Annotated in this window: 11 protein-coding genes and 1 pseudogene; 6 read left to right on the plus strand and 6 right to left on the minus strand. The window is 35.9% G+C overall.

Features of this window, described 5'->3' with window-relative positions; translation table 11 throughout:
• Window positions 1-47 precede the first annotated feature (47 nt).
• Complete coding sequence (locus J5U23_RS03260; protein ID WP_218266942.1) at window positions 48-1,448, plus strand: selenium-binding family protein; 1,401 nt, start codon at window positions 48-50, stop codon at window positions 1,446-1,448.
• Window positions 1,417-1,974 carry a hypothetical protein gene (locus tag J5U23_RS03265; protein WP_218266943.1) on the plus strand — a complete coding sequence of 186 codons (558 nt, stop codon included), beginning with the start codon at window positions 1,417-1,419 and terminating at the stop codon, window positions 1,972-1,974. The genes J5U23_RS03260 and J5U23_RS03265 overlap by 32 nt, the downstream gene beginning before the upstream one ends.
• Here J5U23_RS03265 and J5U23_RS03270 read toward each other — a convergent pair.
• A complete protein-coding gene (locus tag J5U23_RS03270) occupies window positions 1,955-2,140 on the minus strand; it encodes a hypothetical protein (RefSeq protein WP_218266944.1) in 186 nt (61 codons plus the stop codon). The two genes, J5U23_RS03265 and J5U23_RS03270, sit on opposite strands and share 20 nt — an antisense overlap.
• A gap of 33 nt (window positions 2,141-2,173) precedes the next feature.
• Here J5U23_RS03270 and J5U23_RS03275 point away from each other — a divergent pair, with 33 nt between their 5' ends.
• Entirely contained in the window at window positions 2,174-2,590 is a 417-nt protein-coding gene (locus J5U23_RS03275; RefSeq protein WP_218266945.1) for a hypothetical protein, read from the plus strand.
• Here the strand turns inward: J5U23_RS03275 and J5U23_RS03280 are convergent.
• Window positions 2,571-3,710 (minus strand): MFS transporter, encoded by a 1,140-nt coding sequence (locus J5U23_RS03280; RefSeq protein WP_218266946.1) that lies wholly within the window; start codon window positions 3,708-3,710, stop codon window positions 2,571-2,573. The genes J5U23_RS03275 and J5U23_RS03280 overlap by 20 nt on opposite strands.
• Window positions 3,711-3,827: 117 nt before the next feature.
• Between J5U23_RS03280 and J5U23_RS03285 the strand changes: the two genes are divergently transcribed.
• Window positions 3,828-5,171 carry an MFS transporter gene (locus J5U23_RS03285; protein ID WP_218266947.1) on the plus strand — a complete coding sequence of 448 codons (1,344 nt, stop codon included), beginning with the start codon at window positions 3,828-3,830 and terminating at the stop codon, window positions 5,169-5,171.
• A 31-nt stretch (window positions 5,172-5,202) separates the two neighbouring features.
• Here J5U23_RS03285 and glcV read toward each other — a convergent pair whose 3' ends face one another.
• The 3 genes from glcV to glcT are packed head-to-tail and all read right to left on the minus strand — an operon-like array spanning window position 5,203 to window position 7,973.
• A complete protein-coding gene (gene glcV / locus J5U23_RS03290) occupies window positions 5,203-6,264 on the minus strand; it encodes a glucose ABC transporter ATP-binding protein GlcV (RefSeq protein WP_218266948.1) in 1,062 nt (353 codons plus the stop codon).
• A gap of 3 nt (window positions 6,265-6,267) precedes the next feature.
• Window positions 6,268-7,119 (minus strand): glucose ABC transporter permease GlcU, encoded by an 852-nt coding sequence (gene glcU / locus J5U23_RS03295; RefSeq protein WP_218266949.1) that lies wholly within the window; start codon window positions 7,117-7,119, stop codon window positions 6,268-6,270.
• Complete coding sequence (gene glcT, locus J5U23_RS03300) at window positions 7,116-7,973, minus strand: glucose ABC transporter permease GlcT (RefSeq protein WP_240781742.1); 858 nt, start codon at window positions 7,971-7,973, stop codon at window positions 7,116-7,118. The genes glcU and glcT overlap by 4 nt, the downstream gene beginning before the upstream one ends.
• A 761-nt stretch (window positions 7,974-8,734) precedes the next feature.
• On the opposite strand from glcT, the gene glcS reads away from it, so the two are divergent.
• Window positions 8,735-10,435 carry a glucose ABC transporter substrate-binding protein GlcS gene (gene glcS, locus J5U23_RS03305; RefSeq protein ID WP_218266950.1) on the plus strand — a complete coding sequence of 567 codons (1,701 nt, stop codon included), beginning with the start codon at window positions 8,735-8,737 and terminating at the stop codon, window positions 10,433-10,435.
• Between the two features lie 716 nt (window positions 10,436-11,151).
• Window positions 11,152-11,397: pseudogene (locus tag J5U23_RS03310) on the plus strand (ISH3-like element ISC1225 family transposase); the annotation flags it as partial.
• 38 nt (window positions 11,398-11,435) lie between these two features.
• Here the strand turns inward: J5U23_RS03310 and J5U23_RS03315 are convergent.
• Window positions 11,436-11,945, minus strand: a complete 510-nt coding sequence (locus J5U23_RS03315) for a PaREP1 family protein (protein ID WP_218266951.1) — start codon at window positions 11,943-11,945, stop codon at window positions 11,436-11,438.
• Window positions 11,946-12,111: the final 166 nt, after the last annotated feature.

The raw sequence follows: 12,111 nt of genomic DNA on the forward strand, positions 1-12,111 counted from the left end.
TGCACAAATAATAAAACTTTATAAGGTTTAGAGATAAACTAACTTTAATGGAATTACCATCAGTTTTCGCTCCCTTTAAGAGAGATCCAACGTTTTATCCATCTCCAAGGATGGCCATGAAATCACCTCCAGAGGACTTAGCTTATGTTGCTTGTTTATACACGGGAACTGGAATAAATAGGCCAGATTTCATAGCGGTAGTTGATGTAAAGCTTGAATCGGAAACTTATTCTAAGGTAATCCATAAGGTTGAATTACCGTATATCAATGATGAGCTACATCACTTTGGTTGGAACGCCTGCAGTTCAGCCCTATGCCCTAATGGAAGACCTAATTTTGAGAGAAGATTCCTAGTAGTACCCGGTTTGCGCTCCTCAAGAATTTACATAATAGATACAAAATTAAACCCTAGACAGCCTAACATAGTTAAAACTATAGAACCAGAGGAAGTTAAGAAAGTAACGGGTTATAGTAGGCTACATACAGTACATTGTGGACCAGACGGTGTGTACATAAGTGCTCTTGGCAATGAAAACGGTGAGGATCCTGGAGGAATTTTAATGCTAGACCATTACAGTTTTGAACCATTAGGTAAATGGGAAATAGATAGGGGTGATCAATATTTGGCTTACGATTTCTGGTGGAATTTACCAAATGAAGTAATGGTAACTAGTGAGTGGGCAGTGCCAAACACTATTGAGAACGGGCTTCGATTGGAACATCTAAAAGATAGGTATGGAAATAGGATACACTTCTGGGACTTGAGGAGAAGAAAGAAGGTATCAAGCGTAACCCTTGGTGAAGAGAATAGAATGGCGTTAGAGCTTAGACCCCTACATGACCCAACTAAACTCATGGGATTCATAAATATGGTAGTAAGCCTAAAGGATCTGAGCAGTTCAATCTGGTTATGGTACTACGAAGATGGTAAGTGGAATGCGGAAAAGGTTATTGAAATCCCTGCGGAACCTACTGAGGGAAGTTTGCCTGAGATATTGAAACCATTTAAGGCTGTACCACCATTAGTTACTGATATAGACTTAAGCCTTGATGATAAGTTCCTTTACGTTAGCTTATGGGGTATAGGAGAGATTAGGCAGTACGACGTGAGTAATCCATTTAAACCAGTACTTACTGGAAAGGTCAAATTGGGAGGTATATTTCATAGGGCTGACCATCCCTCAGATCATAAACTTACTGGAGCTCCTCAGATGATTGAAATCAGTAGGGACGGAAAAAGAGTTTACGTTACCAATTCCCTATATAGTACTTGGGATAATCAATTCTATCCTGAGGGCTTAAAGGGATGGATGGTTAAACTAAATGCTAATCCAGATGGAGGTCTAAATGTGGATAAGGAGTTCTTCGTGGATTTTGGAGAGGCTAGATCACATCAAGTTAGGTTAAGGGGAGGAGATGCTTCCTCTGACTCTTATTGCTATCCTTAGCCTAGGGATAGTAGAGGGGCTAGATCCCTATAAGGGATTACTTTTTTCTTATTATTTTTACTCATTTAGAAAGGTGAAGGAATCGTATGTAGTCCCTATCCTATCGAGTATTACATACTATATGATAGGTATTCTGATAGCAGTATTGCTTAACATTAGCGATAATGCATTAACTAGAGGAATAATGTTTTTCCTTTTATTAGCACACATGCTAATAAAGCTCGTAATGGGTAAAGTTCTCCACTATCCCGGTAATATGAGACCTAAAATATTAAACGTTATCCAATGGTCAACCTTGAATTCAATAATTCAGATGAATGTAATAGTACTCCTCACCCTCTCAATTCTCTCCAAACTAAGCCTTATCCTTTTACCAATTACAGTGGTAATTGTAAGGGAAACTACGTACTGTTTATCAGTGAAAAATAATAGGATTCTCTTGAATCTGACTGAATATAATTTTAACTATTTCTACATAATTACAATATCGCTACTCAGTATTGTTCTCATTCTACCTCTATTATGACGTCTTCACGATCTTTAAATAGTTCATGTAAGGAAATCCAAATCCTAGCTCTATCACAGTATCTATTGCTTTTCACTCTAATTTTTGTAAATTTGTCGTCAGTCTTGATCTTTATTTCTGCATTTGGGTCAAATTTCCTCACAGTCTCCATTACTTTATCCAACATAGATATATAATGGTATAACCAAATTTTAAGATTATGATTAATAGTAGAGGACTAACAATTATGACTGTTTTCTCAATTATTTACGCTATTCTTGAACTAGGAATGCAATGGGATCCTTCAAAGGTTTTAGGCTCACCAACGTGGATGAAAAGTTTATTCACTCCAACGGTATCACTTTATTTTTACAGAGTAATTTATATTCTAATTTTCGCGTTTCCCTCATATCTTGCCTCGGGTAAACTATTATCCATTGAGACAGTATGGTACTTAATTTACGGGTCAATAGTTGAAGATGTTATGTATTGGATAATTGATCTTAGGCTACCGTTTTCATGGGCTTGGTTTTATCCAGTGTATTTTGGTATACCCATAGATGACGTTATAGGAGTAATAATTTTAGCTGTAATGTACATGTTCGTTAAGCAAAAGTCTAAAGCTGGAATGAGTTAGTTTTTATCCTTTTTATTTGGTACAAATAAATAGCTGCAGAAACAAGACCAAAGGAAGACATTATTCCCCATAAAATGACGGGAGTGTATAAATAATAGTTCATAAGCTCACTTATTAGCGATGACCCCGATACCCTGCCAATTCCAGTAACCATACTGTATAATCCAATTTGTCTCCCCCTGGAACTCTGATTTGATAAAGAGTTAGCAATGGCTTGTGATAGTGGTGTCACTATCATTTCAGCAATAGTTATAATCATAATATCGATTGATGCTACTAGAAAATTAGTGATGAATGCAACTCCGAAATATCCAAAGGTATAAATTAGCGTCCCAATTACAATTAACCAAATCCTTTTACTTATAAGTCTTCCAACTAGGTCTTGGAATGCTACTATCATAATTCCGTTTATGGCAAATAGTATACTGACTTGAAATTCTGTGAAATGAAGTTGGGCATTATAATATGTTAGTAAACCGAATCCCAACTGACCAACTAACACGAAAGTAAGAAATGTGGAAATTAGAAAGAGCGCAAACTCCTTGTTGACGTTAAAATTTAAAATACTGCCTGCACCCTTAAATTCCGGTAATAATCTCACTAGAGGTATTGGGATTATCGCTATCAGACTTGACACCAATAATAGCATCCTAAATCCGTAAAATGTGAACATATATCCGCCAATCAAGGGTCCTAAGGCCCATCCCGCATTAATTCCAACCCTTTGCCTACTAAACGCCTTAACTAAATCAGCCCTTTTGTAAATATCCCCAACTATTGCAGTAGAAGATACATTGTATATATTATTAAAGAATGTTTGTAATAAAATCAATCCCGCTATAGGTATGGGGAGATTAACTAGATATGCTGTAAATAGAGCCAATGAGGAAACAACCGTGGAAAGCATCATCGCATTTCTCCTCCCCAAATAATCAACTACTATCCCTCCACCAATTGACGCGATAACGTTGATCAACGCTTGGATTAAGTAAAATATCGAAACAGTATCCAGCGAGAATCCATAAACTCTATATAATGCGAATCCGATAAATGGCCAAATTATGGAACCGCTAAAAGACCTTACACCTCCTATAATCGCTATTCTGTTTATCTCTTTCATATCTCACTTTCTATACATGCAAGGTATAAAATGTTGACCATTGTATGCTGTTTAAATAACTTACATTCTCTTCTGAGAAGTTAATTTTTTTAAAAAGCCAATAAGTTAAAAAAGCAAATGGAGCCAGAAAAGTTCACGTGGGATTCAGGTAAGGCAATAATATCCCAGTTCATAGGATTCCTTCTAGACTCCTATGATCTAACAATGATTTTAAGCATAGCTCCAGTGCTAGCAAAGGTAATTCTACCACCTGCGAGCCCACTAATTGCGACCTTTAATGTCATTCTTTCATATTCTTTAACAATAATATTCAGACCCCTAGGTTCAGCAATATTTGGAAATTTGGGAGACAAGATAGGTAGGAGAGCTGACTTAATAATAACAGTATTGGGCTTAGGAATAGTTAGTGCACTAACTTCAGCATTACCAACTTACGCACAAGTCGGAATTCTTTCATTCGTTCTATTCGTTTTAATAAGAGTTGCGGTAGGTATTTTCGCTGGTGGAGAATACTCTGCTGGTCATCCATTTGCAATGGAGTGGACGCCATATAAATGGAGAGGTTTCATTAGTGGACTAGTTCAAGGTGGTTTCTCATTTGGCGCAGCATTAGCTGCCGTGGTAGAGGGTATCTTCATTGGAATTTATGGTGTATCCGGTGTTGAGGAGTTTGCGTGGAGATATGTGTTTTTAACTGCCTTAATACCGGCTTTTATAGCGTTAGCAGTAAGACTTGCTATGAAAGAAACACCTGTTTTTGAAGACGTTAAAAAGAGGAATCTAATTAGAAGGACACCATTAGTGGATTTGTTTAAACCACCTTATAGAAGAGATTTCTTTCAAGTCATGGCATATATGACAGGGATGTTCTTTTTCGCCTACTCTCTATTTGCATTTGTGCCTACTATTTTAGAACATAGTCCTTCAACGTTTGGCCTTGGAGAAGCAAACTACATATATAGTATTGGTACTTACGCTGCATTTGCTGGTGCAGTAATGTTCGGTACCTTATCCCAGTATGTTGGAAGAAGAAGGTTAACAATAATATGGAGTATAATTACCTTTATAATTGCAATACCAATTTATTATGGGCTTATTACTGCGGCTATTGCAGGTAACGCTATGACTGCTATGTTATTTTCAATAATTATCGGTATAATAACACAAGGACCTTGGGGAATAATACCAATCTATTTATCTGAGAGATTTAAAGCGTCGATGAGGGCTTCTGGAGTGGGTTTCGGTTATTCCTCTGGAATTTTCATAGGTGGTTGGTTCAGTATATATGTACCTCTAATGCATAACTACTTGTTTAAGTCAATAGATACGCCGAATAACGTATGGTTCTCTACAGCAGTATTATTGATGATTGGAGCTTTAATAGTTGGTATTGCACAATACTTCGGACCAGAAACACTAGGAACTAGATTAGCTGAAGAACCACAAAAAACCATAGAGTAAAATGGAAAGGTAGAGCTTTCTAAAAGGGATTTCAGTTTTTTTCAAAAACTTTTATTTTATCTTTTTTTACATATACTAATACTTCCTCACCAGAATGCATCGGATGATCAGAATACGTGAATATCTCTTCCTCCGAATCTAATGGAGTTATAGTTATCCTAAATAGACCTCCTTGATAGCCTATAACTTTGACCCTCCCCTTTCCAACTAAAATCCAAGAGTCATCCCTAATGACATCTTTCGATATCTTCACATCTTCTGGTCTAATACCAATTATCACTCTATCACCAGGGACACTCACTGGAAATCTAAAACTGCCTATAACTATCCCCTCATTAGTCACCTTTCCCTCCAGTTCATTAATTTCACCTATGAGACTAGCAACCTGAATTGATACCGGATTGTCATATACGTCCTCAGGTTTACCCACTTGAACTAATTTGCCTTTAACCAAGACCCCTACCCTATCAGCAATGGCGAAAATATCAGCGGGATCATGGCTGACGATAAGCAAGGTTACTCCTAATCTACTTTGGACTTCTTTAACTAAAGCTCTAGCACTATCCCTCATTCTAGCATCTAAATTGCTGAATGGCTCGTCGAGTAAAAGCAAGGACGGATCTTTAACTAAAGCTCTAGCTAGAGCTACCCTTTGTTGTTGTCCTCCAGACAATTCCCTAGGAAAGTGATTTAAAACATTATGAATATCTAAAATCTTGGCTACTTCCTCAACCCTTTTCCTTATCTCCTGCTTACTCATCTTCATATTAGTTAAAGGAAACGCAATATTCTCAAACGCTGTTAAATTAGGATATAGAGCCCAAGTTTGAAATACCATGCCGATCTTTCTGTCTTCCGGAGGAACAACTAGTTTACCATTTGACGCAACTAACTTATCGTCGAAATACAGTTCTCCACTGGAAGGTACGTCTAAACCAGCAATTATTCTCATGAAGGTGGTCTTACCGGCGCCACTAGGACCTAAAATACCAAATCTTTCTCCGTTCTCGATAACTATATTAACGTCCTCTAGGGCTATAACTTTACCCTTCTTGAATAATTTAGAGATGTGCTTTGCAACAATTTTAACCATATATTACACCCCCTTACCTCCTCCGCCTAATGCTATTAGCCCTCTAATGAAGTATCTGCCAAGAAATATAAATATAACTAAAGGTATTATACTGGCTAGCATAGCTGCAGCGAAAGTATCATTGTACAAAGTACCATACCCGCCAGTATAAGATTGAACTGCTACAGAAACTAATCTCATTCCCGGTGTTGTTACCAAAGTTAATGGAATGAAGAAATTATTCCAAGACTCTATTATAATAAATATTAAAGTTGAAATGAAACCGGGTAAGGAAAGCGGAAATACTATCTTCATAAAAATCTTTAGATCCCCCGTCCCATCTAACTTAGCTGCTTCAATCAAACTTCTAGGAATTACTGAGATAAACATAGACATTAATAATGCTCCAGTAGGTATATAAAAAATTAACATTGCAAATATAATTCCTATATACGTATCTAAAACACCCATGGCTACTATTAACCTGGTTAGAGGTATTAATGTAGCTTGGTAGGGAATAAAAGTTGCTAATGCTATCAAGGAAAATAATACATCGCTAAGAATAGATGAAAATCTACTAAAAGAATAGGTTAAGGTATAAAAGAAGTAAGCCCCCATAGCTCCAAGAAACGCAGATATAAAAGACGTAGGAATTACCACTATTAAACTATTTACTAATGGTTTCGCTAAAGCATTGAAAACCGTAAGATAAGCACTAATAGAAATCGAAGTAGGAGTAGCTAATACTGGGCTGGATAAAACTTCTAAATTACTCTTAAAGCCATTTATAACCATCGCATAAACCGGAATAAGCCATATTATACTTATTATAGCTAAAGCAAGATAATGTAAAGTAGCCTTAACTATTGGCCTCATCTCCTAATCCACCTCCTAATTATAATTAGAGCGTATGGTATTATAATTACTGAGGCTATTACAGTAATTATAGTTGATACTGCAGTAGCTTGAGAGAAAAACTCAACAGTAAATAGATAATACATGTAAACTACTAAGGTCTGCAAGAAAACATTAGTAGGCCCTCCGGATAATATATATGGCAGACTAAATATTCTAAAAGAGAACAGGAAAAGCAACGCAGTTGATATAATAAATGAGTTACTAGAATTAGGAATTAAAAACTTATAAAGTATCTTAAACGAGCTAGCTCCATCTAATCTAGCAGCCTCCACTACTGTCTTATCAATATTCATAAAACCTGCTAGGTAAAATAAGGCAGCTATTCCAGTATATGCCCATACACTTACCAAAATTAAACTAGGAAACATAGTAGAGGTTGATGACAACCAAGGGAATTGAGGTAATCCTATCTTGACGAAAAGCCAATCGATCCCGATATTTATATTAAATAGCCATAACCAAATCAAAGCATTTACAGCCATTGATATAGCTAGAGGATATATTATAATAGAAAGGAACAGCGATCTAGCCTTATTTGAAGTTAGAAAATAGAGCAATCCAGCCAATAATATACCTAATAGATTTCCAACTACAACTAAAACAGCAGATAGTTCTAAAGAATGAATTAAAGAATTAACGAACTCAAAAGATTTTATAATATTACTAAAAGTTAATAAACCTACAAAGACTGGTTTAGGATTAAGAAGCGACCAATTCATAAAAGAGAATACAGCATTCCATACTACTAGATATAATAACATTACGGAAAAAATAGCAGTGGGAATAACTAAAATTATAGTACCTTTCTTCATAATTATAATGATAGAAAAAAGGTATTTATATGTTATTATCGAGAATGCTTTGTGAATTGCTTCAGAATTATACAAAAATTTATAACTAATATGTAAAGTATTACCTTTGGAAAAGAGAAAGCACAAGAGGAATTGGAGCAAGTACGATGAAGACGTTATAAATATTAATTACTGAAAAATTTTCATTATATAAGATCATCTTAATGAAATAAACTGAATAAGCCAACAAAATATGTCAAGAATCAAGTCCATTATAAGCATAGACAATTCAAGTCTCTTTTGCGAATTGTAATTCATGAATAAGATGAATACAATAAAGTAAGCTGCTGAGCGTGGATCTCTACCTAGCCAGAGCGGTGTTATTTAATTAAATTCATTACGATTCTTTAAATAAACTGAATTCGCAAAGGATGCGTGAATGGCCCCGACAATATCATACAAAAGTCATAGTATCGTCACTGAGCTACAAACTCTCTTTTTTTGCTTTTAAGAGATGTATAAATTCCTATTTTGCACTGTTACTCTAAGACGAGATCCCTTCATCAATAATTTATAGCTTAATAATGGAACTATCAAGCAGAAAATCAATTTTACAACTTATAATTATATTGTCAAAGTTCTTTTAAATTACTAACAATCCATAAAAACTTAATCTATTCCCTACTATAGGGAATCATGTTATATCTGAGCAAAATCAATGTACTATACTTTTAGATGTTGAGAAAAACTTTATTAGTAATCTTCACCTAAGTTAATTTGTCATGAAATATCATTATAGTTTGGTTAAGGGTTTATCATCAACACAAGTAGCGATAATAGTAGCAGTAGTAGTAATAGTAGTCGTAATAGGGGCTGTAGCGGGAATAATGCTAACAAGAAAACCAACAACCACAGTAGTAACAACAACAGCAACCATAACAACAACAACTACAACAACAGCAACCACAACTACAACAGCACCAATAACAGCAACCTCAGTAACTGGACCAATAGTATTCTACACATGGTGGGCAACAGAAGGAAAAATAGCATTACAACATTTAATACCAGCATTTGAAAAAGCAACTGGGTTACAAGCACAACCCTATGTAGTACCAGGAGCAGGAGGAACAAACGCAAAATACGCAATATTAGCATTAATAGAGGCGGGAAAACCACCAGCATCATTCCAGGTCCACTTTGGACCAGAAATGATAAGTTATGTTGAAGCTGCACCAAATGGTGTTAACTCATTTGTTAACGTAACGCCTTATGCTCAACAATGGGGACTATTCAATAATGCAGTTTATGAAGTATTGCAGGCCGGAGCTTTTAATGGTACATTATTATCGATCCCAGTAAACGTTCATAGGGGAGCATTGCTATACGTTAACGCTCAATTATTAAGAGAATACAACTTACCATTCCCATATAACTTAAGTACTCTAGTTTACGATACTGTTCAACTGGCAAATCACGGAATACACCCATGGATGGTACCGGGAGGAGACGGAGGATGGGATCAATTGAATCTATGGGAAGACATTTTCTTAGCCTTAGCAGGACCTCAATTATATAATGAAATGATATACGGAACAATAAACCTAAACAACTTAACAGTGCAAAAACTAATAAACGAAACAAACTACTGGTTCCTAAACTTCACATCCTACGATTATCCAGGATGGCAATCAATGACATGGACACAAGGGCTAACGCTACTAGTGCAAGGTAAGGTAGCTTTCCAAGCTAATGGAAACTGGCTAACAAACTACGCATACGATTTCTTAAACACAACAGCCTACCCACCATTACCACAGTATATAAACAATTCAAGCGTAACATTAATAGAATCCCCATTCCCAGGGACACAAAACTATTTTGCCTTAGTAATAGACTCCATAGGAATACCAGTAGGTCCACAACAGCAGCAAGCATTACAATTAGCACACTTCTGGTCATCCTATAACGGACAAGAAATATGGACGAAGTGGAAAGCAGTGACATATTATAAGAATGCTACTGACTGGTTTAATACTCCTGCGCAATGGTACGATTATCAGCAACTAATTAATGATTCTCCACATCCGCAAGATTTCGTTTATCAGTTATCAGATGGTGGAGTTTTTGATGACGTATTTGCAGAATTAGACTCTGGACTATTAACATTGCAACAAGTTGGTCCTGCTGGGTTATCAGCATGGAATTCTACACTATACTCATCAATGCATAATGAGATGCAAGAGTGGTTAGCTGCGGCAAAACTAGGACTAGGATACTTAGGATTCCCAGGTCATCCGTTTGCAAACTACTACCCACCATGGGTTATTAGTCCAGCGGCATATGGGTTGAAGAACAGTAAGGCGAATAACTCAGATGTAATACTACCAACAATGCTAATACTAGCTGGACTACTACTAATAACAAGTGAACTAAGTAGGGAATATTTTAATAAAAACAACATTGTGCATATAGGAAAATGATCTTTTTTTAATTTAATTTTTTATTATACTCTCCTATTTGAGTATAAAGTTTACTAATTAAATTTAAGCAGACCGATGCTGTTTCAAAATAGTTAGAAAAATATTTTTAGATATAAACCATTAAAAAGGTAATAATCCTATCGTTAAGATCAGTGATGTTTAGTAGTGCTGTCATCTACTTATAAATTCTGGGATTAGTCCTTATCCCGGAGTCTGGGACAAATTAGTCTAATGGGTTTCTAAATTTATATAGCATTTCAAGATTTTTAATCTAACGCTTTAGACCACAGTAGGTCGTGAATCGCGACCCCTCGCTAAGACCGTCAAGTGAATCCTCTCTTCCCTAACCTTATTTATAATCCACCCAGTCCTCCTCCTACGGGGAATTCACGCAAAACTAGAGAACGAGTAAAAACAAGTATTACAAGAGAAAAACAAATAATCAAGGAAGGAGAAAAACAACATAAGCCCATGTCCTCCAAGGGGATAAAACCCCATACAAAAGGCTGGCTGTGAAGCCCCTAGAACGATCTAACAAGAGGGGACAAAACCCCGAGTAGGAGGTTGTAACCAAATTACTCTAGGGGCTCAAGGTAGCTAATATTATGAAAGAAACACATGGTATTATGATAGCAAAGAATATAGAAGAGCATATGGTTAATACCTACAAATTCTCGATTCCCCCAGGTTTGTTAGAGGTGAAACATGTAGTACCTTCTTATCTGAACATCAAGGCCTTCCTTCCCTTCACCGGTTCCGCTAAGTTCGTCTTCCGCATATTGATCTTCGTTTTGATGGTTTTTTACTCCTTGTACACCATTTTTAAGGGTTTGGTATGAAGGGAAGAGTGCAGATTACTGCTTATCCTTTTATTTCCTGATTATCTATTCAATTTAAAAAATTTTCCATTTAAGTTGTTAGAAACTCTTATTAATACTATAGATTTATTTTTATGGAGGTGATTTTTGGTCTACCGTTTATAGCAGTGTGGAAGTCAGACTCAATAGCTAAGCTCCTTCAGCTTATCTTCTAATTTTTCGTCCCAGATATCTTCAAAGTATTTTTTAATATTGTGCTTTATGAACTCCACTACAGTGAGTATATCTCTTTCTACTTCTCCTTTATCCTTATAATTTACAAAATTTGGATCAAAGCCGTTATATGAGAAGGAGTGAAGGAGGAGTGCGGTTTTAACTATTAATTGTACATCATAGCCAAGCTTTTCTAGATCGTAAGATATCCCTATTAAACCAGTAGTTGGTGCCGAGTATCCCACTCTCTCATACCAATCCTTCTCTTTTTCTGACTTCGATTGTACAATTTTATCAAAGTTCTTTATAACCAATGCGCTAACCATGGCCTTGACTGCAATAAAGGCTTTAGATGAGGCGTTAGTTATCATTCCCTTTTTAAGCATTTCTAAAGCTAGTTTACCTTCAGTAAGGGTCTCCATTACTTTTACGTAAACGTAAGATCTAGGATCAGCCTTGTAATCTAGAACCTCATACATTAAGTTTATATTAATAAACTTCCTTTTAACTTTGTGGAACTGTTGGTTTGTTGAATCCTTCAATTTTCTTTGGCGTTAAGCTCGTTAAATTTTACTAAATTCAAAATCAAGCGTTAGATTAAAAGTAAGCTTAGCATTAGATCAGATAAAAAATAAAACTATCTAC

This window comes from Saccharolobus shibatae B12 (assembly GCF_019175345.1).
GTDB lineage: Archaea > Thermoproteota > Thermoprotei_A > Sulfolobales > Sulfolobaceae > Saccharolobus > Saccharolobus shibatae.

Bases quoted from the DNA above. Each gene is read 5' to 3' on its own strand.
- J5U23_RS03270 (WP_218266944.1), bottom strand. From the start codon at position 2,140: ATGTTGGATAAAGTAATGGAGACTGTGAGGAAATTTGACCCAAATGCA.
- glcS (WP_218266950.1), top strand. From the start codon at position 8,735: ATGAAATATCATTATAGTTTGGTTAAGGGTTTATCATCAACACAAGTA.
- J5U23_RS03275 (WP_218266945.1), top strand. From the start codon at position 2,174: ATGATTAATAGTAGAGGACTAACAATTATGACTGTTTTCTCAATTATT.
- glcT (WP_240781742.1), bottom strand. From the start codon at position 7,973: ATGAAGAAAGGTACTATAATTTTAGTTATTCCCACTGCTATTTTTTCC.
- glcV (WP_218266948.1), bottom strand. From the start codon at position 6,264: ATGGTTAAAATTGTTGCAAAGCACATCTCTAAATTATTCAAGAAGGGT.
- glcU (WP_218266949.1), bottom strand. From the start codon at position 7,119: ATGAGGCCAATAGTTAAGGCTACTTTACATTATCTTGCTTTAGCTATA.
- J5U23_RS03285 (WP_218266947.1), top strand. From the start codon at position 3,828: ATGGAGCCAGAAAAGTTCACGTGGGATTCAGGTAAGGCAATAATATCC.
- J5U23_RS03315 (WP_218266951.1), bottom strand. From the start codon at position 11,945: ATGTATGAGGTTCTAGATTACAAGGCTGATCCTAGATCTTACGTTTAC.
- J5U23_RS03260 (WP_218266942.1), top strand. From the start codon at position 48: ATGGAATTACCATCAGTTTTCGCTCCCTTTAAGAGAGATCCAACGTTT.
- J5U23_RS03280 (WP_218266946.1), bottom strand. From the start codon at position 3,710: ATGAAAGAGATAAACAGAATAGCGATTATAGGAGGTGTAAGGTCTTTT.
- J5U23_RS03265 (WP_218266943.1), top strand. From the start codon at position 1,417: ATGCTTCCTCTGACTCTTATTGCTATCCTTAGCCTAGGGATAGTAGAG.